Origin of the sequence: Achromobacter sp. HZ34 (assembly GCF_002209485.1) — a bacterium.
Classification (GTDB): Bacteria; Pseudomonadota; Gammaproteobacteria; order Burkholderiales; family Burkholderiaceae_B; genus Bordetella_C.
The window spans coordinates 452598-478938 of sequence record NZ_NJIX01000006.1; the positions used below are offsets into that span (position 1 = coordinate 452598).

The 26341-nt window shown below is 57.7% G+C and carries 17 protein-coding genes and 1 tRNA gene; 2 read left to right on the forward strand and 16 right to left on the reverse strand.

The window, feature by feature from the left end:
- Positions 1-404 precede the first annotated feature (404 nt).
- A complete protein-coding gene (locus CEY05_RS24055; RefSeq protein WP_088599774.1) occupies positions 405-1253 on the reverse strand; it encodes a hypothetical protein in 849 nt (282 codons plus the stop codon).
- A 413-nt stretch (positions 1254-1666) separates the two neighbouring features.
- On the opposite strand from CEY05_RS24055, the gene CEY05_RS24060 reads away from it, so the two are divergent.
- A complete protein-coding gene (locus tag CEY05_RS24060; RefSeq protein WP_088599775.1) occupies positions 1667-2296 on the forward strand; it encodes an inovirus-type Gp2 protein in 630 nt (209 codons plus the stop codon).
- Between the two features lie 18 nt (positions 2297-2314).
- Here CEY05_RS24060 and drmC read toward each other — a convergent pair whose 3' ends face one another.
- From drmC to CEY05_RS24140, 15 genes are all read right to left on the reverse strand, one after another.
- Positions 2315-3076 (reverse strand): DISARM system phospholipase D-like protein DrmC, encoded by a 762-nt coding sequence (gene drmC / locus CEY05_RS24065; protein ID WP_088599776.1) that lies wholly within the window; start codon positions 3074-3076, stop codon positions 2315-2317.
- A gap of 1 nt (position 3077) precedes the next feature.
- The gene (drmB, locus tag CEY05_RS24070) at positions 3078-4937 is read right to left on the reverse strand and encodes a DUF1998 domain-containing protein (protein WP_088599777.1); all 1860 of its coding nucleotides are present in this window, start codon (positions 4935-4937) and stop codon (positions 3078-3080) included.
- 2 nt (positions 4938-4939) lie between these two features.
- Positions 4940-9007, reverse strand: coding sequence for a DISARM system helicase DrmA (gene drmA, locus CEY05_RS24075; protein ID WP_088599778.1), 4068 nt, complete (start codon positions 9005-9007; stop codon positions 4940-4942).
- Complete coding sequence (locus CEY05_RS24080; protein WP_088599779.1) at positions 8997-10871, reverse strand: DUF4209 domain-containing protein; 1875 nt, start codon at positions 10869-10871, stop codon at positions 8997-8999. The genes drmA and CEY05_RS24080 overlap by 11 nt, the downstream gene beginning before the upstream one ends.
- Positions 10871-15160 (reverse strand): type IIL restriction-modification enzyme MmeI, encoded by a 4290-nt coding sequence (locus tag CEY05_RS24085; protein ID WP_088599780.1) that lies wholly within the window; start codon positions 15158-15160, stop codon positions 10871-10873. The genes CEY05_RS24080 and CEY05_RS24085 overlap by 1 nt, the downstream gene beginning before the upstream one ends.
- The gene (drmD, locus tag CEY05_RS24090; RefSeq protein ID WP_088599781.1) at positions 15157-18297 is read right to left on the reverse strand and encodes a DISARM system SNF2-like helicase DrmD; all 3141 of its coding nucleotides are present in this window, start codon (positions 18295-18297) and stop codon (positions 15157-15159) included. The genes CEY05_RS24085 and drmD overlap by 4 nt, the downstream gene beginning before the upstream one ends.
- A 20-nt stretch (positions 18298-18317) precedes the next feature.
- Positions 18318-18776: a very short patch repair endonuclease gene (locus tag CEY05_RS24095; protein ID WP_088599782.1), complete on the reverse strand. Its 459-nt coding sequence runs from the start codon at positions 18774-18776 to the stop codon at positions 18318-18320.
- Between the two features lie 18 nt (positions 18777-18794).
- On the reverse strand, positions 18795-19853 hold the full coding sequence (locus tag CEY05_RS24100; protein ID WP_198952887.1) for a DNA cytosine methyltransferase: 1059 nt from the start codon (positions 19851-19853) through the stop codon (positions 18795-18797).
- A gap of 51 nt (positions 19854-19904) precedes the next feature.
- Positions 19905-20117 (reverse strand): helix-turn-helix domain-containing protein, encoded by a 213-nt coding sequence (locus CEY05_RS24105; protein ID WP_255407784.1) that lies wholly within the window; start codon positions 20115-20117, stop codon positions 19905-19907.
- A 277-nt stretch (positions 20118-20394) separates the two neighbouring features.
- Complete coding sequence (locus CEY05_RS24110) at positions 20395-21120, reverse strand: hypothetical protein (protein WP_233161688.1); 726 nt, start codon at positions 21118-21120, stop codon at positions 20395-20397.
- 30 nt (positions 21121-21150) lie between these two features.
- Positions 21151-21408 carry a hypothetical protein gene (locus CEY05_RS24115; RefSeq protein WP_088599784.1) on the reverse strand — a complete coding sequence of 86 codons (258 nt, stop codon included), beginning with the start codon at positions 21406-21408 and terminating at the stop codon, positions 21151-21153.
- Positions 21409-21907: 499 nt separating this feature from the next.
- Positions 21908-22876 carry a hypothetical protein gene (locus CEY05_RS31075; RefSeq protein ID WP_143220621.1) on the reverse strand — a complete coding sequence of 323 codons (969 nt, stop codon included), beginning with the start codon at positions 22874-22876 and terminating at the stop codon, positions 21908-21910.
- The gene (locus CEY05_RS24130; RefSeq protein ID WP_158219410.1) at positions 22876-23112 is read right to left on the reverse strand and encodes an AlpA family transcriptional regulator; all 237 of its coding nucleotides are present in this window, start codon (positions 23110-23112) and stop codon (positions 22876-22878) included. Before CEY05_RS24130 ends, CEY05_RS31075 begins: the two co-directional genes overlap by 1 nt.
- 290 nt (positions 23113-23402) lie before the next feature.
- Complete coding sequence (locus tag CEY05_RS24135; protein WP_088599788.1) at positions 23403-24602, reverse strand: tyrosine-type recombinase/integrase; 1200 nt, start codon at positions 24600-24602, stop codon at positions 23403-23405.
- A 176-nt stretch (positions 24603-24778) separates the two neighbouring features.
- Positions 24779-24869, reverse strand: a tRNA-Ser gene (locus CEY05_RS24140).
- 285 nt (positions 24870-25154) lie between these two features.
- On the opposite strand from CEY05_RS24140, the gene CEY05_RS24145 reads away from it, so the two are divergent.
- Positions 25155-26324, forward strand: a complete 1170-nt coding sequence (locus CEY05_RS24145; protein WP_088599789.1) for a cation:proton antiporter — start codon at positions 25155-25157, stop codon at positions 26322-26324.
- Positions 26325-26341 lie beyond the last annotated feature (17 nt).

Here is a 26341-nt window from a genome sequence, read left to right on the forward strand (position 1 = left end):
TACCCCCTTTACTACCCGCAAAGATGTTGGCTTCAGTCGGAGCGCTTCGGACAAAGTCTACACACACGCTATCAGGCTTAAAATCTTGGGAACGTATTTTACGCGACCAACCATCCGTTGCTCAGGGGCAATGGATGGCTTGGCGGAATCACTGGCCCTGAGCAAATAGGGGACCTCTAGAGGTTATGGCAAAAGCAGCCCACGAATATTGACGGGTTGAGTTCAGCCAAGAGCAGTCACTAATGAGGTCACCCGTTACCCTTGGCGTCTTCACGAACACCGTGCGTCAATTGCTCGACCAGAGTTAGTGCTTCAGCCACAGCCTCGTGTTTGATCACCAATCTCTGCCCAGACTTATACCGCGTGTCGCCAGTTTTCCTAATGTAATCATCATCGACGATGCCCTATGTGTGGGCGAGCAGGTGACGCTGCTGGAAAACCGTTGTCAGCTGTTCCATCTCGGCGACAGTGAGGTGCTTGTCGTATCCGTGCCCAATGGCGGCAACCCAAAGAGCTGAACCCTCGGCAAGGTTCTGAAATGCGTTGCGCCGGATTTTGGTTGTCGGTGCAACACGTGCGTGAAGCGCCTCTGCAATCCGCTGGAATGCAGTCACCACGTTTTGTAAAGCGCTCTCGACGATCAGACGGCACGTGTTTTCCGCAGTGTCCGCATCTGGAATGGAAATTTTGATAGTGTCAATGGCTTCGAGCGACTGCCGGATGCCCTGGGCCGTGAGATCGAAAACAAGCTCCGCTGCGTTTGCTCCACAAGACGGACAGAAATACGCCGCGCCGACAACGGCATACCGACATCCGCATTCAGTACAAGTGATTTTGAGACGCATGGGCGCTGCCGCAGTATAGGGAATCAGTACATGCTGCGGTCGGCTGTCCACCCTCATGCTCATCGAGATGAATCCGCCCTTGGGCTGTCTCTGGTTGAATTTCTGCGCGTCACGGCGAAGCGCACCATCGATTGCTCCCTGAATATTCGCCAGCGCAACGTCCCGAACGTGGTTAAGCTGTTCCTGTGTCCACCACTTCTGTGCATCGGCGGTGTGGCCGCAGAATGGACAAAAAACCTCCTCGTCCCTGACCTTGTCCTTCCAGTCAGCCATCAACACCTTGAACTGAGCCAAACATTCTGGCGCGGGACACTCGCGGTCGAAGTAGTTGTCATCGTCGGCTGAGATGGAAACAGTAGATTTTTCGTTGCCAAGCTTTTCCAGTGCGCGGATTGTTTCTTCAAACATCGCCAGTCTCATCCCAAAAATGTTCCCTTCCGATGCGCTGCGAGAACGCACTTCGCTTCCATCAACAGGCTACCACTACTGGTGCGACAATTTTCTTCTGGATGGTGACATAAAAGCCCGAGCTAGAAACCATATTTTCCTGACGTTAGCTTTGAGCTGCATCGGGGATTTGTCTTTGCGGCAGGCTGCTTCCCTGTCCTTCGTCATTGCTTTTTATGTAATAGAAAAAACAATCTCAATCTATGGGATAAAGCACAAGTAGCCGAGTAAGGGAAATGAACATCAGGTCAATGCATGTAGATCAAGCCCTTCATCGACAGATGGATGAGGGTAGCGATCAGCTACACGACCCTCACATCGAATAAAAAAATATCAACACAGGTGATCCGTTGGCATAACCAACGAGATCAACCATGTTCGATGAAAGCAGCTATGACCACGACATCAGCCGTGACCACGAGATCAAACGCCGTAAGGCTGAACAAGCCAGAGTCCGCAGGAACAGACGTACAGGTCTGGCATTCGAAGAGGACATGTTCGAAGATAGCTCACGCCATCTAATTCTCTTCCCCACGCTGACCTACAAGAAGCGGTATCGCGAAGACGTGATGCTCGGCACGATCCAGCATCATCGAGATCGACTCTTCCGTCATATCGAAGACTACGACAGCGAACTGCTGCATGACATTCGAGGACTGATCTGGAAGCTCGAAGAAGGCAAGCGCTCAGGCTTGCATCTGCATCTACTCGTCTTCTATCGAGGTGATCGTAGAGCTGATGTACCCATTTGCAGGATGCTCGGCGAATACTGGGAACACGACATCACGAAGGGATGGGGGGATTATTGGAATTCCAATGCCCATAAGGCCGATCTACAACATCAATGGGGCGTAGGCCTCGGGCAGGTCAATCGTCATAACGATCCGAAGCGTGACTCCCTGCGCCTCTTCATCGAAAACTACATGGCGAAGTCCAACCAAGTGCCGAAGGATCGCACCGATGACGACAAGCTGTTCGGGGTGAGGTATTTCAGCCAGCGCTAGTTACCACATGCAAACCGTTCATGCCGGTGATACCGTCTTTGTATCGATTAATGCCTGCAAGTGTTCGTCCAGCAATTTTGGAATTTTTCCGCCTGTAATTAGAACCCCTGCCTCCATATTTAGCTCCATCGCGTGCCCCGTCAGATTCGCGCTTGTGATGAAGCACATGGTGCTGTCGGCCACAGCGACCTTGGCGTGAACTTTCCCATTTACGTATGCGGTTTTTCGTTCGCGCCAAGCGTAGAATGCCGCGCCAGGCACAAGATCTCGCATCTTGCCAATGACATCAATATTAATGCTGCCACCATGGTCTTGTGAGGATTCGAGCAAAATATTAATGCCCGTCCCCCGTTCATTAGCAGCGTTCAATGCTTGGACGATCGTGCTCACGTCGTAGGCCACAAAGCTCGTAATAAATAGGGATCTTTCAGCGGAATTAATGACCTGAAGAAGCGCCTGCTCTGTTCGGCGAGCCGATACGAAAGGCGTCGTCGGGCCAGTCCACACGAGTTCGGTGGATTGCTCCAACGCAGCTTTGGTATAGACGTGGCTGGCAGCGAGAAGCATCAACGCCAGTTCGCCCGAACCGACCTCGGTGTTTTGCCATGCGGCTGCAAGTTGCTCGACCACGGTGCTGGCCACCGGGGTTCCCACCACGCTCGGTAACGTCGACGCAGCTTTGCTGGCTTCGGTTCGACGAATGCGTGCGGCAATGGCCTGCACCTTTTCGGGAGAAACCAGAGAAACCAATGCTGCAATGGCATCCAAGAGTTCGTCCATTTCAGAAACCCTTGAAGAAAGCAGCGTCGGTGCGTTCGAGCGTGGGCACGAGCAGCGATCGATCCAGATAGCGGTTGCCTCGCTCGCAAGAGGTCTCCGCTACCAAACTGCACGCATGACAGGCAGCACCATGCAGGGAGCGATCCTTCTCCGGATCATGCTCCGAACAGAGTGGGTCAGAGGAGCAGATCTTCGAGCGATTCAACGCTTGCTCCAACAAGCGACCGAGGTTTTCAGGCTTGCCGAGATCGACGAGACCGCCCAAGGTGCCGTCCGAATCGGCGGCTGCCGTGTAGATTAGGATGCCTGCCTGCGGGGTATCGCCAGAAGTGTCGGCATAGATGCGTTCACGAATGCTCGCAGCGTTGTACCCGCATTCCAGCGCCAACTCCCGAATCAGTAGATGAGAGAGCGTGTGCAGCATTGCATAACGAATGCCCGGGTAGCCCTCGTTCGGGTCGAGATGACGTGAATTGCGCCATCCCCTATGACCACCTCGGAGCATCTGGTCGACTTTCTTGACACCATCCAGAGCCTCCCACTTGACGAGCGCAGCTTCGTCGAACTGGATGAAGATTCCTTCACCATGAACCTGGTTGGCTGGCACCCAATCCGGCTTGCTGCGTGACAGGCTGGCCATCTGCGGACGCTCATTGGGGTCGCCAGACTCTTCGGGTGCTTCGACACGAGTGAAACCCAGCAGCGCATTCACCTCGCGCAAACGTTCGAGCAGCAAGACTCGACTGACATGACCACCGAGTCCCGTTGGCGTACCGACCTTCTTGCTCATGAAGTGCGGGTAGTCCGTGGGCGGGTTGGCTTCGGTCAACACGTCCCACTCGGGCCCTTTGATGTCGGCTTCACCCACGACATCTTGTCCACCACCGGAGCGATGCGCCTCGATGGCCGACCAGATTGAGGCCACCTCATACTTGTCGATGCCTGGCAGCGCCCCGGTCTTTTTCAACGTCTTCACCGTCACCGACACCTCGGCTTCGGAATCGAGATCTTCGAAAAATTCCCAGCCATCCTGGATCAGCTGACTGAGCGGGTCTTTGGTCTGCGGAATCGCGAGCGCCGAGAGCGTGATCGGAAACCAGCTATTCGTGGCCCCCAACAGAACGGCGCGCGCTTCCTCGTCGCATTCGTTGTCGAAGTGATCCAGATGCGGATGGCGTCCTCGGCACCCTGGCAGATTCTCTTTCCCGGCTTTTCCAAAGGCGTGCGCCATACTTCTGGACGCCCCGCAGGCATCACACTTCACCCACAGGTTTTCCGTTTGCAGCGACGCGCTACTCTCGAAGAAGCGCAGCGTGCCCTTGCACGGACTGATGCCGCCATGAACGAAGTAGTGCCAAGGGAAGTCATCGAGATGGCCGTCGCGACAGGCCAACAGGAAACGTGCGGGGACGGCATCTGCGTCCTTGGCCGGTTGGTCGCCTTTGGAGCCACGGCAGCCTTTGTGCACGAAACGGGTTCGCTCTGGCCTGAAACGGTTCTCCTTGATCTCGAACAGACCTGCATCAAAGGGCGACAGCAGGCCGCACTTCACGCAACGCATCCAGCGCGGGAATGGCCGGACGGGAACGCCGATATTGGCCTCGGCAGACCAGACGTCGACGAGTTCATTCTTCTGGAAAGGCGGCATCCGCAGGTTTTCGACCTGCGTTCCCAGAACCTTCCGAACTGCAGCGAGCAGCCGCGCCTCCTGAATCGGCTGGCAGCGATCCTTTTCCCAGCGGTCGATACCAAGCGTCACGACGGAAAGGCTGGGCAGGTCGATCAGCGCACCGGGGCCATATGTCCACAGCAATTGGCTGGGTCGTACTTCGCCGACTGGCGTTTTGTTATTGATGATCATGTTCAATCCTCATCCTTCGCTGCGGGACGAGGCTTCCAATCGTGATAGTCCGTGATATGGCTCGTGTTCATGATCAGACGCACGCCGGGCTCGACCTCTCGCATCGACATAGGCACGGTCCAGTTGTCCCAGGCTTGAAGTCCTGGCGACTTGATCAATGCCACGGTCTTGTCTTTTTCGGGGCCGCGCTTCTCATAGGCCAAGATCCGTCCGCCCTTGCTGACTTCTTTCGCCCATTCGTCGGCGCGCTCTTTCAGCTCGGTCTCAGCCAACTGCTTACGTGAGTTGTCTTCAGCGACATTGCCTGCGCGAGTCGCCAACACCTTGATGGCATCGACGATCTCGGCCTGATTGGACATATTTAATTGGCCAGCGCCTTCGTTCGGGCTGAACCCGTCGTTCTCCAGACGCATCAAACTCAACAACGATCCCGTCAGACCACGATCCATCGCGCGTGGCGAGAACGGCGTTACCGATTGCGCCTCGACGTGCTTATAGAAAGTGGCGTGGTAGTGCTCGAAGGTTTCGTAATGAGACAGGTCGCGTGGTCTGGCCCACGTCAGCACCGTGCAGACCAGGCCCGGGAAAGAACGCCCGACACGGCTGGTGGCCTGAATGTACTCAGCAGTTCCTTTGGGTTGCCCGTTCACGGCCATCAGGCCGAGTCGGTTTACGTCGACACCGACGGAAAGCATGTTGGTCGCCAGCACCACATCTATGGCGCGCGTGTCGCCGTCCTGCCAGCGGGTCATATACTTGCCGCTTGTTGTGTCGAACTCGGACTTGAACTTGACCTCCAGGTTATCGAGATACTTGGGAATGTCTTGGCTTGATACTCGGGACGTCAGTTCGCGAATGTTGCTGATGCTGCGTTGTGCCAGTGCAGGGCGCTCTACCATGCTCATCTGTACGCGATAAGAACGTGTCTGCACATCGTCCTCTGCCAAGCGCTTCATGCCGCCCAGCTCACGCAAAGAGTTGAAATAGCCGACCATGGTCATGTAAGGATCAGCGGGTTCGCCAAAGTGATCGAACAGTTCCTGCGCTGCTGTCAGGAACGCGGTGTAGACGCGGATCAACATCGCGGGGCGCGAACTACCGGGTGAGCACACTCCAAGGTAACGTCGCCCCGGCTTGTCCTTGATAGATCTCTGGACTGAGAAATAGTTATCTTCCACATCCAATCCAGATGGCGGAAAGATTGAAATTTGCCGGTTGAAAACTCCAGAAATTTGTTGCTTCGCTTTTCGCACCGTCGCCGTGGAGGCGATGACCTTGGGCTTGACCGTCTTGCCATTGAGCGTCCAGCCGCACATTTCGTCCACGGCGGTCTCATACAAGCCTACCATGGTGCCCAGCGGCCCACTGATCAGGTGGAACTCGTCCTGAATGATCAAATCTGGCGGACGTATCGGGTTGATGGCCTTCACCTTGGAGGAAGGTTGGCCCTTGGCCGCTTGATGATTGCCATTGCAATCGGCACCCTGCCAAAGCAGTCCGTGGCGCTCGCATTCCTGCCCGACGCGACCAAAGAGCGTGCGCACTTGACCACGCCACGCCATCATGGCGAACTTGTCCACGGTGGCGATCATCATCGTCGGTGGGCGGTGGTAAATCTCTTCGTCGACCACCAGCACCGGAATCCCCGGATGCGGCTGCTTGCTGGACTTACCCTTGGAAAAATTACAGCGACCTTTCTTGTCGCCACAGAATACGAAGGTGCGACCAGCGCCTTTGTCGACCTCGACGTCGCGTCCGGGGGCCACTTCCGAGCCGCACCACGGACAACTAGTAAGCTGCGCGGGTGAGGCCACTCCGGCGTTGTATTTGCCGGGGTTGCGCACATCCTCAATGGCGCGGTGGCTGTCCTCGGTAGTGCCCGGCGTAACCTTGTTGCCAACCCACAGACCGATGGTGAAGGGCTCCGTGCCGAGGGATTTGTCGCCCATGTCCAGGGCTTCACGTCGCAATACTTCCATGGCACAAATCAATGCCGTGGCACGCTGGAACTGTTGCAGCGTCAGCAGGCGCAGCGTGTAGCGCATGATCACGGCTAAACCGCGCGAGCTGTCGAACCCGCCGAGATTGCCCTGCATGCGTCGAATGGCCATGGTGAAGGCGGCCACGCCTAAATAGGCTTCGGTTTTGCCACCACCGGTGGGGAACCAAAGCAGATCGGCATAGGCCTCGACGGGCTGGACGCGATCCGGGTGACTCGGGTCTGCCAGTGATGGGATCGAGAGCAGCAGGAACGCCAATTGGAATGGACGCCAGCTGCGGTTCTTCAGCACATCGAACTTGTCGATGGTGACATCCTCGCCCCGGCGCATGGCCAGCGCGTATTGGCTGCGCACGCGTTGCGTGGCCATCGCTTTGTTGGCGAAGCGAAAGGCCGCCAGCGCTTTCTCATTGGTTTTCAGTGTATCGATACCCTGCTGCAGACGGGTGTGGATTTCCTGGCAGCGGTCCATCGCTTGTTGCGACTGGGGGTCGTAGCCGGTCACTTCGGCCCCGACGCGAGCGCGCTGCTCATTGATCCATGCAGCGTAGTCCTTGGTCAGCATGCTCAAGGCGTCGACCAGTGGGTCGATCTCCAAAGTCGCCAAGCGCTGCATGTCGAGCAGGCCGCTGCTGACCATCTCGCGCATCGCCGGGCGATCGCTTGGATCAAGACCGGGCGTCTCTGTCACCTGCACCTCGTATTGTGGCATCACCGTGGTGCGCACCTCGGTTGCCAGCGTCACGTCGTCTGCGGTTTCGGCATGGACGGCAACGCCATGGCCCACGGCGAATTCGACGCGGTTGCGGTAAATCATCTCCAGCGCTTCACGTTCGGGGTCCATGCCGTTGGCGTCCAGCACCGGCCGGCGCCGGAAGATGGCGCGTTTGAAAGCACTCTTCTCCGCGCGAACAATTAGCTCGGGTTGAAAGACCCAAGATGAATCTTTGTTGGTGTCTTTTTCATGGATCTCATTAGTGTTGACTAGAAACAAGGTAACTAAACGATCGCCATTGGCATTCTTCGCGCGAATGGAACCCTGCACCCGAACGTCGGGAAATTCATTATCAGGTGCTTGATGTGGAACCACCCCCTCGGTGAGCGGCAGTAAAATCTTTCCGCCGCAAGGAATGCGCTGCCATACCTTGCATTTGACCTCTTCTTGGATGACGTCAATCACTCTTCCTGCGGGGTCTTTGATTTTGCGGTTTATGAGCTTGGTAGCGTCATGATCTTTCCCTGGAACAGGTAAATAGCGGCCCCAGCGCACTTCAATCTCAATCCGCTCGGCATCACCATCAACGCAGAAGGTCATGCCGAGGCTGCTAGGCACCAATGACTGGTTGCTGGCGGCGTCGATCTCGTCAGCTGAATCCGACTCCGGCTCCACACGCCCTGTGGCCGTTCCAAACTCCGCGCCCGGCTCGTGCCTTCCGGGAGCCTTGGCCTGGGTGGGCTCTTCGGCGTCGTCATTTGCGAGTGGCCCGTCCAGCCCCTCAATGCCGCCTTGTGCGGCCTCACGCGGGGCCAGTTTGCCAACTAGGTAGCGCGGGGCCAGTTTGCCAACTAGGTAGCGGTCGCGCACCCCCATGTCGACAATGCGCTCACGGGGGCCGCCAGCCGGGCCGAGCAGGTCGTCCATCACGGCCAGTTGCAGCAGTTCGCGGATATAAGCCTGATCCTCAATGGTCGGCACTCCGGCGATGGTCTTGTGTAATGCCTTGGGGAGCGACTCAAGGAAATCCGTCCACTGAAGGCGGCCAACGCTGCCAGAGGATGGGGGGGAGAGCGACGTAAGGTCAATCGAAACCGCCGGATCAACCAACAACATGCGATCGAAGTAGATCGCGGTGGTCTCCAGATCAGAACGAACCCGCAGCACTCGTCCTACCCGCGTGATGTGACCAGCGGTGCTCAGGATCAATACCCAATCGTCTTCGGCGATGGCTTGATACAGCGAACGCTCGCCTTTCAGCTGCAACGTGTAGGGTGCCAGCGTGAGATCGGCAACAAGGCCATGATCAATGGCGATCCATGCATCGGGTGATTTGGTCGATTCGTCAATTGTCATTGTTTTCCTCCGCATCCTTGTCGCTTTCGGCTTTCCTCGCCGCATTCCAGAATGTGTTGAAGACCAGCCTCAACCCTATCCACCACACGTAAATTGCATGAATTGACTGAAACGAATCATCATTCAAGAGGCCGTGAGCTAGTTCGTTACGCAAGTTCGGCCCCAGTGCATCGCAGAACAACGCCCGGATCTCAAAGGACAAATCTTTACCGAACACCTTTTCAACTTCTGGCAGGCCCATCAACGTACTCAGGCCGTTTTCGTTCTCAATGCCATCAATGTCGAGATTGGTGGTTTTCACCCCGGCATTCTTCAGGTGGAACCGAACCATGTGCTCAATCTGGGGCGCCAGCAGATGCATGGACACGGTGAAATCGCGGTCAAAGCCCGCATATAGCGCCTTGCCGAATAGGCGTTCTCGGCCTCGTGGCACTATTGGGGACTGACTTGCCAGGCCAATAAAGTCATCTTCACGCAAGCGATGCTCTTCCAGCAGCACTTCATGGGCAGGCCATATGTCGCCATGCACGACGATATTGATCAGAATCTGATAGTCATGAACCATCTGCGCCCACAACGCTGGGTCTTCACTGGCTGGAGCATTCTCGAATCCGGCTGCTGGCTGCCTGGCGATGACGCGACCATCTCGCGACAGGTGCGTACTGCCAAATAGCCGACGAAAGAAACTCTGCTGCAGGATCTTTTCTGCAGATGTGCGGATCTGGTCAACCCGAACCCCTTGATAGATGTTCACAAACGAGAACAAGGCTTCCTGTACAGACTTTCCTGATACCGACGTGCGAGCATTCTCGACAAGCTCGCTGATGTCTACACCTGGCGTCTTGACCTCGCCAAGTTCATCCAGCGATTTTTCTCCCGCCTCATTCATGTGTCGATGCAATTCGGCAATCCTCTCATCGCCTTGATGACGCGATCGCTGGCTGCGTGGAATGCTGCGGTAGATCTGGATAGCCTTCTCATAAAAACCAGCAGCAACCATATAACTTGGTTGATCGGACGAAACTCGGGCAATCGCTTCTTTTACCCATCCTTCGGCGACCGCAACAGTCATCTCAGCTGATTTGCCTTCGTCACCAGACCGATTAAACCAGCGGCTTGCTGCGTCGAAGAACTCGCGGGAGCGATGAAGATCGCCATCCCCATCAAATTCAACAGCCAGCGCACTCAGCTTCTCTGCAATGGCTGTCGGATGTGGTCGACCAAGACCATGCGTATCCATAAGGTCAGCCAGCCATAATGCAAGAAAACCGCTTTTCTTAGTTGCTGTATGGAACGCGTCAAGGATGGCTTTTTCCATCTCGGCCAAGCGGGTTCCTGCGCCAGCTTTCAGCGTGCGAGTCAAACTGATGGCGCGCTCCCAGCACTCGCGGCCACCACGAACCCACGTTTCAGTATTCAATGGAATCAGGCGATAAGCGTCGATCGCAGTAAGCGCAAAGTGGAAATTTCGTGGACGCTGCTTCAGCCAGACGAGATCAGCCACTCGCGCTTTCAACCGCGCATCATGAATTGCATCGGCAATCTCGGCATAAAACGTGATTTCTGATTCTGATAGATCGTCAGGAATCACCGAGCGCCGCTCCTCCATCACCATGAATGGTTTGAAAGGCTCATTAAGGCTTTTCGGCGACAGCGCCATGGAGCAGGCATCGGCGAGTAACCAGAGTGCTTTGCTATGTCCTTTGCGACCATCTTCCATAGCCGAGCGAGCAGCGGAGGAAAGTGCTTGCCACATCGCGGAATATCCCTCACGAGGTACATCTCCCAATGCCTCCGCCCAGCCGGAGCCAGCAAAGTCTTGGGCCGACACGCGAAGTTCTCCGGGATAGCGTTGGTTCTCCATCAGTCGCGCCCCCCGATAAACCTATACCGCGCTCCGCGCCTCTCGCCTTGGCGCTCGACCGTGCCGCCTGCGATCAGATCGGCGATCAATGCAATCCATTGGCCGTCCGTTACGCCAGTGGCGGCAAGAACGTCGGCCTTGGCATGCCAGCCCGCGTGCACACTCAAGAAGTCGAGGATTGCCGTGGCTGAGACCGCGCCGTTGGCGGTAGTCGCAGTCTCCGTGTCGAAGTCAAGCGAAGGTTGAGCCGTCACGGCACCGGTGCTGCGACCGGCGCGCGGTGTACGGGGCGAGGCTCGCTTCGTGCTACCGCCATGTAGCCCCTGATTCGTCTCATCTGCGTACCGTTCGAGGTTGAGTTCCGACAAGCGGCGCAGCACCTCAAGACGCGCCCGTTCGCTGACAGTGAAGCGAACTTGGTCGTTCTCGGGCAAATACTGCACCGCGTGGAAACCGTGGTCGAGATCAAGATCGTCCCAGCCATAGATGCGGGCAACCGCGAGATCGATTTCGCGATGCAACATTCGCATTTCCTTGATTCGAGAGTCATCGTGCAATTGGCTGTGAAAGCGGTTGTAGAGCTGAGTGAGTCCAATCGCTTCGTCAGCCAAGATTGCTTCTCGGTGCGCGTGATAGCGCTCACCAAGGTCATCAAGTTCGTTGCGACCATTGATGACTGGCATTGGCCACGTTTCAAGCGCTTCCGAAGTTGAGTATTTCAACCTCGAAAGTCCCATCATTCCGCACGTCCAGTAGGCCCAGGCCGCGTGCAATGATGACTGCAAACAAGCGAATTCCCACCATTTGTCAAAGAAATAAAGCTTTGTAACCTTATTCATAACAACATTAGTCGGAACGAACCTGAATGACAGATACTTTGACGTAATACCGGATGCGAGAATACTCTCCCTTCGTCCCAACTCGGCAACGAGCTGTGGGCGAAGATCCCAAAACTTCCAGAAGCAATCTTGATGAATCTGGCCAGTCAGAGCATCTCGATAAGGTTTCACCAGCTCTTCGACACGGCGAAATGCCGCCCCGTATCGCCGTGCTTTTTCCTCCGGCCAATCTCGAAAGTAGATCACCCAGCGGTAGGGATCCAGCCTCGGCATGGTGTTAAGGTCTTGCCCATTAAATAGAGGAAAGATCACTTCTTCGCACGATGGGTCGGCTAAAAGCATTTCCGCCCGTTCCTCGGCCGTGAGTTCGAAGCCCCGCCCCATGACGTCCTGGCCTTGTGAGAACTGTCCCTTCAATGCTTTGAGTTTCATCGGGCGTTTGATCTGGAAATCCTCTTCCAACGCCCCATTTATGGCTAATACCAATCGATCATTCAGAACCTTCTGGCCTTGCCAGGCATCACGTGTGACCCATGCTATTGATACGTCGACGGCGGCAGTACCAGGCCAGGGCATTGGAGAGCAGCCGCGATAGACGATTCCACCTTTCCCAATGATCTGATCCAGACAAACCACGCGGGAGCCAGTCTCAGTGATTGACTTGGTTGCCAAAAGACCGAAGCACCCCCTTGATCCGAGCAAGGAAAAGGCTCGCAGGTAGAAGTAGACGCAGAGATCGGGCGACCCCACAACGCCATTGCGCACCAGCTTCAAGTAGTCTTGATACGTCAGCCCGAAACGACGTCCGATCAAACGGCCACCACTGAACGGAGGATTTCCGACGATGGCATCGAAACCGTCGACTTCGCGCGCGAACACCTCCGGATACTCCAATGGCCAATGAAACGGCCGACGCGCGGGCTTGTTTGTAGGTAGATCGGCCGAAAGCGCGGCGACTGATCGCAGGCGCATCAAGGCACGCACCTCCATTCCGCCATCAATGGCCTGTCCGGCCTGAAGGGTCAGCGACGCCAGCGTGCTTTCCAATGCGGCGCTGTTACCCCCTGATGTGAATATTGTGCCAACGAACGCATCGGCGATACACTCCGGCACTTCGAGCCGGCGCCGAGCGTCAGCATCCAAGTGCGCCATCGCTTCTACGTCATGAATATCGCGGATAGGCATTTCGCGAAGATGCTGACGCAACTCAATCGCCTCATGTACGGCGCGCTCAATGTTCCGCCCGAACAATCGCTGCTGTCCTTTGCCATTGGGCGTCATACTCAGTTCGGTGAGTTGATCCAGTCGATGGATACCCAACAAACTATCACCGCAGCGTAAGTTGTGATCAAGGAAACCGAACGGGCAACCCTTTGCCAGAGTCACTAACCAAATCGAGAGTTTGGCAAGTTCGACCGCCAGCGGGTTCAAATCGACCCCGTAGAGGCAACGCTCGGCGATGAGGCGGCGTGCGATGACTGTGCGCGCTTCGCCGTCGCGGGGCAGAGGTTCCCTGGCTGTTCCTGCCTCCAGAATTTCACCCTCCGCGCTCACGTTTTTGCCCGAGGCCTCAGCCTGTGACCAGGCTTCAACAAGGCGATCAGACAGCCAACGGCAGGCTTGCACCAGGAAGGCGCCTGAGCCCATGGCCGGGTCGCAAATCTTAAGGTCGAGCAGTTCTGCGGGGGACTTCAGAGCCCATTGATCGCGCGGCGCGCCCTCTGCTGGGCCGACATAGGCTACCGGCGTGAGAGTCTCGGCGACGATTGCTTCGGTCAACGATTTCGGGGTGTAGTGGGTGCCGGTTTCGCGCCGGTCGGAGCCGGTGGTGACGATGAAGGCTCCTGCAGGATAGACCAGTGGATAGCCCCATGGGTCGGTGCGCAGCAGATGGGCATAGGGCTTTACGCGATCGCGGAGCGTGGTGTCGCCTTGGCAGGCGGTCAAGAGGCAGTCGGCCAGGGTGTCGGCGACAGGTTTGGCCAGATCATTACGAACCCGGCTGGCGGAACTGCCGGAGCGTTCTTGCAACAATTCGGCGAGTCGAGCCGCACCATCCAAGCGTGCGGAATCCAGCTCGGCCAGCTTGACCCATGGCGTCTTGGCATTCTTGGTGGCATCCAGTTCCAGCGTGACTTCATCGGTACGCTTGACAGTACGTTCGAGCAGACCCTCGTATACGTAGCCGATCTGTTCGACATCCAGTGCGCGGTAGGACAGCGTTCGACCCTGGAATTGCTGGATGGCCTCCAGCAACAGCAACACGGTGCGGTTGTCGATGGGCAGCGGTGTGGCCGCATCGCTGCGCCAGTTCGAGCCTTTGGCCCGACCTTCGAGGAAGGGGAATCGATCGGGATCGAATAGCGAGCCGCCCAGTGCCGGCAGGCGCAGGTTTTCGTGTTCGATGCCGCCGAAGACCGCGCGGAAGATCGCCAGCAGGCGCGACCAGGCATCCCAGCGGCGTTCGAGAATTTCCTCGGACTCTTTGCGCAACTGCATGCGCAAGGTGGAGAGCGCGTAGTTGGCCTCGTAGCGTTCGTCACCCATCAGGAGCAGGCCACGCTCCTCGGCGGAAAGCAGGAACACCAGGCGCATCATCACCGTCAGCGCGGCTTCATATAGCTCGGGTTCCTTGACGTCGTGCAGGAGCTCTCGATTGCGGTCCTGATCGGCTTTGTCGAGCGTCTGAATCAGTACTTCAACGGCACGGCGCACTTGCTCGCCCAGGGCGTCGGTGACTTCGTCCTGAAACTTTAGAGAGCGATCGAACAGTGCGGGCAGTTGTTCGGCTTCGTCGACAAAGAAACGGCGAATGCCAAGCAGGTGCACGAAGGCCTGCAGCGTGATGGGCTCTTGGCTCCAAATGCGTGCATACCAACTGGAGAAGGTGGTGACGGCACCCACCGGGGCATCCACCAGCATCCAGCGCTCGCCGTTGGTCACCAGTCCGAGCCGGCAACCCAAGGAACGGCACAAAGAAACCATGCGATCGGCAGGTGTGGCGGCCCAGCCGTCTTGCTTCAGGGTGGCATCGAGGTCGATATCATGCGCATAGGTTTGGATCAGCAGCAGCGGCTTGTTGGCGCGTTGCTCATCGACCACCGCGAGATCAGGCGACAGCGTTATGCCGTGCTCGGGCAAGTCGGTTTGGAGGTTGGCGGCGCACCAGGCGGCGCGCTTTAGAACGTCGCCTTTGCCGTCTTCATCGAGCTCAAGGCCACGCGACAGCACCTCGTCGATCCAGGCCACGTGCAACTCAGCAAATTGCGCGTCGTCCAACTCTAGGGCTTCGCGCCATTCCTCGTAGGCTTGGCGCAGACGTTTGCGCTTGGTGGTATCGAGTTCTTCCAGCCCCTGCGGAAAGGCTTCCTTCAGAACGGGAACGGCGAGAAAAGGACCGGAGATCTCGATCAGCGACAGCCAATCATCATGCACGCTGGGAGCACTCATGCGGCACCTCCCTGAACGGCAGATGCAGGCACCAGAAAGATGACGGCGACCGGAAAGGTGCGGTCGTTGAGTTTGGCGTATCGGGTTTCGATGGCTTCAGCCTCCTGCTGGCGCTCGGCTGGAATGCGAGCAAGTCGCGCCTCCAGTGCGGCGGTGTCACGCCGAAGCTGTGTTCGTTCGTCTTCCGTGAACAGGGAAAGCTGTTCCGGTTGCGGATCTTTTTTCAGCTCCGTTTGAATGGCCCTTTCCAATTCATCAAGCACGGCTCCGATATCGGCAACCTCCTGTTGCTTGCGGGATTGCAGGGTGTTGGCCAGGAACTTGAGTCGGTCTTTCGACCGGGCGTCAATCGTCTGCAAGATGGCACTTTGTGTACGGTCGAAACGTACACGGATGGCATCAAACAACGTGTCGGCGGCGGTCAGTGGCTTGGCCTCATCTAGCCATTGCTGGATTTTGGTGACCCCCTCCTCTCGGCGGAACGTCTTGTCGCCCAGATAGCCCCCAGCGACCGTCAGCTCTTCATGGAGGCGATGATGGTTACCGCCAGTGACGACCAGCCGCGAGATGATGACCACTGCAGGCCCATCAATCAGTGCGTCCGGCACCGAACGCACCGCGACACGATGCAGCTTTTTCACGTCGTCTTGTGCCCAGACCTCGGCGCGTAGCAAACGCAGGCACATCTGTACCAGTCGGTGATTCAGGTGAACCAGCACTACGTCGTCACGCCCAGTGGCAACAGCATGATCGAAAGTAATGGGCCGAATTTGCAGTGTGTGTGGGTGACGCAAGCCTTCGAGGCAGCGCGCCCACGAGCCCGAAAGCGCGGGCATCTTGAATACAGTGCCAGCAGGGGCATCAGGCAAAGCAAAGGGCTCGAGTGGCGGGCGGCCTGCCAACTTGAGGCCCGTCTTGACCGCCATGAGGATGTGCTCCGGCGTGAGGTGAAAGTCCTGCTGCGTGGTCAGCAGCCGTTCATGCAGCTTGGCGACGCGGTCTTTGAGTTCGCGCTCGGCACGCACGAAGCGTCTGGCCTTGGCGATCTTGGCTTCAGCAAGGCGGGTGTCGAGGTCCTTGAGCGAGCCTTCGATCAGCCCTGACATCTGCGGTGCGATGACCGGGTTGACGCTGCCCATGTCCGCCCGCATGGATTCGAGCTTGCGCAGTGCCCGGATGATGTCATCGCCGTGGCCGCCAATGGTTGCCTTGCCATGTTCGCCGCCATCGACGGGATGCCAGATCAACACTTCCTTCTGGCGCTGACCATGCCGGTCGATACGACCGTTGCGCTGCTCCATCACATTGGGGTTATAAGGGATCTCCAGATGGATGAGGCAATTACAGTGGTTCTGCAAGTCGATACCTTCAGATGCGGCATCAGTGGCCAGCAGGATGCGCACCGCTGAATCCGTGGGCGAGGTCTGGAAGGCTGCTTTGACCTTCTCGCGTTCATCCTGCGGCATGCCGCCATGGAGGATGGCGAGTCGATCGCCACCAAAATCGTGGCTGGCTAAGATCTCGTGCATCCACTGGTGCGTAGTGCGGTATTCGGTGAACAAGATGACCCGACGATCATTCCACTGACCGTCGTCCTTGAGATTGGCCTTGAGCCAGTCGAGGATGGCCTTGGCTTTGGCATCGACCTGGTTTTTGGCAGCCTGAGCCCAAGACCGCAGCTCGCTTAGCATTTGCTGCTGCTCTGCCGTCAGCGGTTGCGCGCGCCGTGAGGCCTCTTCGACGGCCTCGGACTGCGCGTTCTCGACCTCCTGGTCGTTGGCATAGTCTTCTTCGACCCGCAAGATGGCTTTGCGCAAAATGCGGTCGGCCATTGCATCCTTGTCCTTGCACTGGCTGCCATTGGCCAGGCTCGCAATGTGCTTCTCAAGTGTGGAAGCGAAAGCGGCGGGAGACGAAAAGAGCCGCTTCTTGAGCAACTGGTTGACGAACGACGTGCCGAACCCATTGCTTACCTTCTCGGCATCCTGCTCGCGACTCGTGCAGTAGTCGTTCAGCTTCTGGTGAATGGCCCGCTCTTGTGCCGAATACGAGGCCGGCAGCGCTTGCAAATTGCGCTGTGCATAGAGCGGCTTACCTTCGGCATCGACCAAATCGCTTTTGAGGCGTCGGATCATGACTTGGCTAAGCTGCTTTTCGTCGGGCAGGATGTTGCGAGCGAAGCGCTGATCGTCTAGCAACTCAAGCAGCGAAGTAAAGGATTCGGTGTAACCGTTGTGGGGGGTAGCCGTCAGAAACAGGCGATGCTGGAAGTGCGGGCTGATGGAGCGAATGAAACGTGTTCGCTGGCTCTCCAGCGCGTAGTTCGCGCCGGCAGCGGGGGCGATATTGTGTGCTTCATCGACCACGAGCATGTCAAATTTGCGCGGGTAGCTGGTATGAGCAGGCAAGACGTCACGCATGGCGCGCAGCCCTTCGCCGCTCTTAACCCAGTCCATGGACGCGATCAGTCGTGGATGTGAAGTCCATGGGTTGGCATGGATGCCGCGATCTCGGCGCAGCTGCTTGATGTAGGCCGTGTCGACAACCCGGAAATCAAGGCCAAACTTTTCCAGCATTTCCACTCGCCACTTTTCTTGCAGCGATGCGGGGCAAACGATCAGGACGGTGCGAGCACGGTGCCGCAGCAGCATCTCCTGAATGACCAGACCAGCCTCAATGGTCTTACCCAAGCCAACGTCATCTGCGATGAGTAGATTGACGCGCGCCATGTCGATGGCCCGTACCAGTGGATCAAGCTGGAAGTCCGCGATGGTGACACCGCTGCGGAACGGCGCTTGCAGAAAGCCTCTGTCGGCATTGGTGGCAGCACCCCAGCGAACCGCATCAAGAAAGGCTTCGAGGGTGTCGGAGTCATCTTGGCCGGAGATCGTTGGCAGCCCCGCACGTTCGATGACTTGCGCGCCAGGCTCGATCTCCCAGATGACTTCCACCTCTTCGCCCAAACCATCCTCATCAATGGATGAGAGCGTGACCGCGTTTTGTTGCGCTGCAGTTGATGTCAGCTTGGATGAGGCGACCTCGGCAACGACCCACTGGCGTCGCCTAACCTCGACCAGTTGCCCCGGCTCTGGCCGAGTGCGATAGGTCTGGTTCTGTTGCTCGATTGCGATTTCCATGAGGTCAGCGATCTTCCTGTTCAGTTCTTTTTGTGTGTGCCAGGCGACGAAGCGCCACGCTTCGATCTGCCCATGGCGACCGTCTGGACGACGATGTCGGCTGCCTCGGTCGGTTGTTCGTGTTCCCAGAATCGCAGTACCGTCCACCCGATATTCCGAAGCCGTTCGTTCGTGTTGATATCCCTAGCGCGGTTCGTTTCGATCTTTTGCCGCCAGAAGTCCGAATTCTGCTTCGGCCATGTGGCGTGTTCGGGACACCCATGCCAGAAGCATCCATCGACGAAGATGGCGATCATCAGCCCCGGAAAAGCGATGTCCGCGACTCGACGAGGTTTCTTCAGTACCTCGAAGTCGACTCGATAGCGCAGGCCTCTCCGGTGCAGATCTCGACGCAATGCGATCTCGGCACCGGTTCCCGTTCGCCGGACTTTCGCCATTCGGCGACTGGCTTCAGGAGATGAGGGCTGAACGCGTGGCATCGATGGAGTCTCGTCAGATCATCGGAGTCCGGTCGATGTCAAGTGCTCATTGATGCTGCGGGCGATAGCCCTCCCCAGGTCGACAGGAACTGCATTGCCGATGAGGCGTCCAAGAACCTTGAAACTCACCTCTCCATCATCGGGAATGAACGCATAGTCACGCGGGAAGCTCTGAATGATTGCCGCTTCTCTCAAGGTGATTGCGCGATCCTGTTCTGGGTGACCGAACCGGCCATTCCCAAACCCATAGCACTGCGTCGTCATAGTGGGGGCAGGCTTGTCCCATTCCATGCGGCCATAGACGCCCGGGTAAGTCCTGCCGCTTTCTGCGCGATGGCAATCGGCAACGAGATGCTCTGGCCAATCACGCCACGTACCGCCAGGCTTCGAAACCTTGATGCGCTTGAGGTTCCTCTCCGACAGCGTGGATGAAACGTGCAGCTTGTCTCTGGGGGCAGCCTCGCCAGCGCTCAGCGCACGTAGGCGGCCAATCGCCTGTCTCACGGTTCTGGGCTTTTCGAGCGTAGGTTTGATCATCGTGATCTCGCCGTGTCGGGATGCCAGCAGAACCATGCGTCGGCGGGTCTGTGGTACGCCATATTGGGAGCTATCGACGACATCGAACCATACGTTGTAACCGAGTCGCTTCAGCGTATCGACAAAGTCATGAAACACCTCATGCTTGGCAACGGTCGGGACGTTCTCCATCGTGATGACATCTGGTCGGGTACCCTTGGCCAGACGAGCGAACTCGTACAAGAGCCCCCATTTCCCATCCTTGCCATCAAGCTCATAGCGTTGTGCATAGGTGGAAAAAGGCTGGCAAGGTGCGCACCCTGCAAGGATCTTCAAGTCGGCTTCGCCAAACAGCGTATTCAACTCGGCAGCGGTGACCTTGCTGATGTCGCGTTCTACAAACTTGGCGCTGTTGTTGGCTTCATAAGGAAAGCGGCAAGCGGGGTCCATATCGATGCCGGCAACGACCGGTACGCCTTCGAGTACGAAGCCATGCGTCAGCCCGCCAGCTCCACAGAACAAATCAACACAAGAAATTTTCGTCATTTCAACAGCTCTCATTTCGTTTCGAGCACCGGATGAGGCGATCGAAACCCATCGATAGCAAGTCAGTCATTCGTTGCCTCGACCTTCGTTCTCTGCTGCGCCACCAGAGCGCACCCATTCATCGACTTCTTCAGACTTGAATTTCCAAAATCGGCCGATGCGATGCGCAGGCATGTTGCGTTTACTGATCCAGGCGTAAACGGTGTCCTTGCTGACGCCGAGGTATTCGGCGATCTCTTCGACCGACAACCAGCGATCTGACATGGCGTCGATTTCCATCAAAAAGTCGGAGTTTGGGTAATTTTCGAATGATCTCATGAAAATGTGTCTCGATAAACATGATTTGACTGGATTTGGGCTGGTTAGGAGTGGTTTGACGCGATTCCGATCAGACTCAGACGAGTGTTAGCGCGCTCTCAAGCGGACGACTTACCGCAACCTATTCCGATGCCGGTGACTACTGGCCGAGAATGATGTTGTCCGGAACATTGAGCACAGCGTGAACATGATCATCGCCCCGGTGACGGAGTAAATCCCACATCGTCTGGTTCCAATTTCAATCTTGGCGCACGGTATTTCTGTCCTGTTGCGCCAGCTCGACGCCGGCCCAAGCAGGCACGACTTCGGTATCACGGACGAACCACTGAAATACCTCGGTCGCCTGGGTGATGCCAGCGTATGCCTTGTCGATCTGCGCGAGTGCGTCCTTTTCGTGTTTCTCGAAACGGACTCGCTCCTGCTCCACGCCGGCCAGGCCATTTCGCGCATCGTTCAGTTGCCGTTGTGCCCGCTCGACGGCAGATTGAGCAGCCTCCAGTTCGCTCGCGCCGTTGACGATGCCCTGTTTCAGCGCCTCCGGGGTGGCTGCCGATGGCGTGCCATTGGCCTGCAACTGCGTAAGCTGGGTCTGAGCCTCGGTGAGTTGTTTTTCCAGAGCTTCGGGATTTTGCTGGTGGATGCTTTCTGCCGTCTGGTCGAGGCCGTTGTAATAGCCCTGGAAATCGTGCTGCGTATCGGCGATTTTCTGCTGACGGAATGCTGCAAGAAGCGCTGCGCCATTCCTGAGTTCGCAACGATATTCGACGACTGTTCGGCTCGTGTCGTCCTTGAACAAGCGCCAGCTATCTTTCTCGCACGAGGCACGATTCGACAGCGCGGTGGCGTAGGTATACGTGGGGTCTTGCGGGATTGAGGCCGCCTTGACGGTATCTACCTCGGAATGACCGCAGGCGGAGAGTGCCAGACTCAGCGCTGCCAGGCATGTAGAGGAAATAAGTTTCATGTTTGCTCCGAGAGAAGGTTGGATTGGTAGTCAGTAGTCGCTAGGTAACAAGATGGTTGTCACGGATCGGTCGGCTTCCGTGATGATCCAGACCGTCTCGCCGTCGGGCAGGTCGTAGCTTGACAGCAAGCGCTGGCCGATTAGCAAGGCCAGCTCGTTGGCGGCCAAATTTTCGGCAGACAAATTGCCCCACTCACCAAAAATATGGCGAGCGAGAAGAGAGGCGCCCGATATGCCGATAGCATCAAGCGCTTCCTGTGCAGCAGGTGTGATGACCGCTCTCCCCATCGGGAAACGCGGCCTGGGAGGGAAAGGCTTCAAAATGCAACTCCTGTAGAAATCGAGCGCGATCGCGGCCCTCCGGATGACCCGGATGCAATGAACGAGATGAGGGAACTCCAGCCGAATGGCTGGTTAGGATGTGGCGCTGGCAAGCTGACGCCGAAACGCAGCGGCCTTTGCCTGGGAACAGCGAAGATGTTGACGAATGCCGGAGACGGTGGGCGACACGATGCCCGCCTGAATATCTCGGACGAGCTTCGTGAGTTCCGTGTCTGGCTCGGGGATGGCCGGTGATGGTTCGGGTGCCGGTGGGGCGGTGGCCGCGACGGCCAAACTGTCCGTGATGAATGTCTGACTACTGGGTAACAACGCAATCCACCACAGCAGGCAAGCCATCCCTTCCAGGACGGCAGCGAACGCCAGTCCTACGAGCAGATCAAGCGTCGCATCCGTTATGCTGAAAATCGTCGCCAGCCGAGCCGTGACTGGATCACTACGAACAGCATCACGGCGGGTCTCGGCCCTGTCCTTGATGGCCTGGTATCGGCGGACTTCGCCCGCTTCGGCATCCAGGGCTTCGAGCCGGGCCGTCAGCCCTGCACGACAGACGGTCCACCTCGTCGGCAAGGTCGCTCGGCGCTGCACGACCATCGGCCAGCAAAACGGCACCAAGATAAAGACCATGGACGCGAGAGAAATTGACCGTGATGACACCGCCTCGAAGCCAGGCATTGATGAATGCCGCGCGGTCGAGGCCATCTTGCAGGGCATGCAAGTCGTTCTGAGTCAACGCAATGCTGGGCCGATGCAGTGTGTCGAGCTGGCGATGCGTCTTTTCGCCCGATAGTGCCTGCTGAAACAGCAGCTCGTTACCTTTCGCACATTCGTGCAGCGCATATGCAGCCGCTTCGTTCTCTGGGATGAACGGCTTGCGCAAGAGAGCAACCTTGTACGCGAGGACCGGCTCGTCACTGGAAAATGCCGCGTCCACCGCATGCTGAACTCGCATCCCATCGGCGCTGCTCTTGCGCTGCCATTGAGTTGCGCGTGCTACGGCCTGAGTGCGCGCGCCTTCATGGCAAACCTGTTCGAACAGTTCGCGATTAAACATGCCCATTTCCTTGCGCTCGGCCATTGTGCTCACAAGTTGGCTGAAATGGCTCGGCAGCAGAGTACGCAAGAGAGCGTCGATGACGGGGACATCCTCGCGATCCGGACTCGGAAGCGTTCGACACAGCTTCAGGCGACTGGTGAGGTCATCCTGCTCTTGGTCGCTAAATAACATGCGACGCCCATTGAAAATCTGTGCCGTAGTCTTAACCGCCCCACGCAGGCTTTGGGCGTAGTCGTCCACTAACCAATGCGTGGTGGCGTCGAGGCAATGAGCGATGCCGAAGTCGAGGCCGGCTTGCTGGATGCAAGCATCGTGCTTACTCGGGCTAGACACGTTGTTTGTGTAGGAGGGGCCGTTCATCACGCCACCTCCGTTACGCCGAGGACCTCACGAGTACGAGGGCGCGCTTTCAGCCACGCCTCTACTTCGTCCGCGATATAGACGGTCTTACGCGTGCCAAGCCTAATCGGCAATGGCCACGTCGGATCGTAGTAAGGGGATTTGGGGTCTTGCCAGTTAAATCGGGTAGTTTTCCCGATGCCGATCAAGGTATCGACTTCGGCGCCCCGCAGGTGGAGCGGTTTGATGGTGTTCATATGACCTCTGAGCATGCGGTCGTAGCTGCGTGAGGGGTCGTAGAAAATGCGCGCACCCACCACCCAGCATCCGAGTTAAGGGATGTGGTAATGGGTCGCAGTACGACCGCACGTCGGCGACTACAAAGGTTCCGCTGCTCAAGTCAGAGGTACAAAACACTACTCGGACAACCGGCTAGAGATGCCAGTCATGCGAAAGCTGGTTGGTGCGTCAACCAAGCCTGACGCGAATGAAACCACAAATTTTCTTGCGCGGCAACAAATTGTGATCTCAACGTCCAGTTGGCTAATCAGGGGCTGCGCAATTGCGTGACCGACGCACCGGACACGCACCGATCCAGATAGTCCGACCAGGACTGCATCATCTTGGCGCGAGGCTCCAGATACAGCGCGTGGTTGTATGCCGCGCTGACATCGTTGCGCTCCTGATGCGCCAGTTGCAGCTCGATATGCTCGTGCGGCCAGCCTTGCTCGTGCAGGATCGTCGAGGCAACACCCCGGAATCCGTGCCCGGTCATCTGACCTTTGTAGCCCATGCGCTCCAGCGCTTTGAGGATGGTGTTGTTTGACATCGGCTTTTTGAAGTCGCGGTCGCCAGGAAAGAGCAACTCCCGATGGCCGGTCAGTGTATGCAGCATCTGAAGCAAGGCCACTGCCTGGCGCGATAGCGGCACGATATGCGGTGACTTCATCTTCATCCGCTCGGCCGGAATGTCCCAGCAGGTATTCTCCAGATCGAATTCAACCCATCGTGCGCCAATCAATTCGCTGGTGCGCACAAAGGTCATTGCCATCAGCTTCATCGCCATGCGAGTCACCGTACTGCCCTGATAGATCTCGATATGGCGCAACAGTGCTGGTAGCTCTTTGGCATCTACGCGCGCGTAGTTTTGCTTGCGGCGAGACACAAGGATGTCGCTGGGACGGATTTCGGTGGCTGGATTGCGCGTCGCTAAGCCGTGGGCGATGGCGTAGCGGAAAATCTGGCTACAGGTTTGCAGGGAGCGCTTGGCAATGTCGAGCGCGCCGCGCTCTTCGATCGTCTTGGTCATGCGGACCAGTTCGGGCGCCTGGACTTCGCTGATAGGGCGCGCGCCCAGCGTCGGAAAGATGTCGGACTCCATGCGGCGCAACACGTATTCGGCGTGACGCTCGCTACGCGAGGGCGACCAGTGGTTCCACCACTGGCGGGCGACCTCAGAGAAGGTCGTACCCGCCGGAGCCAAGCCCTGTTGCTTACGTTCGACCATTGGGTCGGTGCCCGATGCCAGCAATTTCCGAGCGGCTTGGTGCGCCTCGCGGGCTTCGGCAAGGCTCACGTCCGGGAACACGCCCAGCGCCATGACCTTTTCCTTGCCATCGACGCGGTATTTCCAGCGCCAGTACTTGCCCGCCTGATTGACCAACAGATAGAGCCCGCCGCCATCAGCGAGCTTCTGGGGCTTCTCGGCAGGTTTTACTTTGAGGACTTGTTGGTGCGTCAGTGGCATGTTGGGGGTATCTAGCTTTGGGGGTACGTGGACATACCCCCAAAAATACCCCTCGAGCTACCGGATTGCAACGAACCCTATCAGACCACCCAGAAGCAAAAAAGCCCGTGAAACTTTGATTTCACGGGCTTTCTGCCTATTTTCCGAACCGATTTGGATCGCTTCGGACTAGATTTTGGCGGAGAGGGTGGGATTCGAACCCACGGTACGGGGATACCGTACGCCTGATTTCGAGTCAGGTACATTCGACCACTCTGCCACCTCTCCGGGGTACCGCTTTCAATAACCCCGTGGTCGAATCGAGGCTATCGTTTTGCCGCCAGCCAAGATCGTCATCAAGAAGAACTCAACTCCCTTTCGGGTATCCACCGCCACACAAGTTTGATGCCTGAATTGTGTGGGGAGCAGCAAAGTCCGCCATTCTAGCAGACATTTTGGAAATGTGGCTAGCCATTCGAAAAGTTGTTGAATTGCTGCACAGGGGATCTAACCCGCTTGGGTAATTTCTTGTCAGAATGCGTCTCTTAGCGCCCACGCCGCCAGGATGCCCGCATGGAAATCGTCATCATCCTTCTGCTGTCCGCCGTGATCTGCGTGCCGTTGACGCAGTTGCTGGGTCTGGGCGCGATTCCGGGTTATCTGCTGGCGGGCATATTGATCGGGCCGTATTGCCTGGGCCTGGTCCAGGACGTTCCCGCCATCACCAATATCTCCCAGCTGGGCGTGGTCATGATGCTGTTCGTGATCGGCCTGGAAATGGCACCCGCCCGCCTGTGGGCCATGCGGCGCGAGGTCTTTGGCATCGGCTCGCTGCAGATGTTCGTCAGCGCCGCCGCCTTGTCGCTGCTGCTGGGCGGCGTCCTGCGCCACCTGATCGGCATGTCATGGGCCGGCGCCATCCTGTGCAGCCTGGCCCTGTCGCTGTCCTCCACCGCCGTCGCCATGCGCCTGCTCGATGAGCGTGATCTCAGCCGCACGCCCATGGGCCGCACGGCCGTCGGGATCCTGCTGTGGCAGGACATGGCCGCCATTCCCGTCCTGGTCGCGGTGGGCGTCATCGGCGGCGGCGGCACCCGTACGCCATCCTTCATGGAAGGCCTGGTCGGCGTCGCCGTGGTGGTCCTGGGGCGCGGCCTGCGCCTGTTGGGATGGGCCGAACGAGCCCAGCTGAAGGAACTCTTCACCGCCGCCACGCTGCTGGTGGTGATAGGCACGGCCCAACTGTTCGACCACGCCGGCTTGTCCGCCGGCCTGGGCGGTTTCCTGGTGGGCGTGGTGCTGGCCAAGTCACGCTTTCGCGAAGGCATGGAAGAGAGCATCGAACCCTTCAAGGGCCTGCTGCTGGGCCTGTTCTTCCTGTCCATCGGCATGGTCATCAACCTGGAAGTCCTGCGCGACCACTGGCTTTTCGTAATCCTGGGCGTGGTCGGTCTGCTGGCGATCAAGGGCCTCATCCTGTACGGCATCGCGCGCTGGTCCGGCCTGCCGTCCTACCATCGCCTGCCGTTTGCCATCGGCCTGGCGCAGGGCGGGGAGTTCGGCTTCGCCATCTTCAACGAAGCCGTGGATAACAGTCTGCTGACAGTTCCCCACCGCGATCTCATCTCGGTGGTAGTGGCGGTGTCCATGGCCATCGTCCCCGTATGGCTGAAAGTGCTCGAACGCTTGCGCATGCGCGCGCGGGCGCGACGCGGCTACACTCCCGAAGCGGCGGCGGACTGATCCCGGCGCCGCGCGAC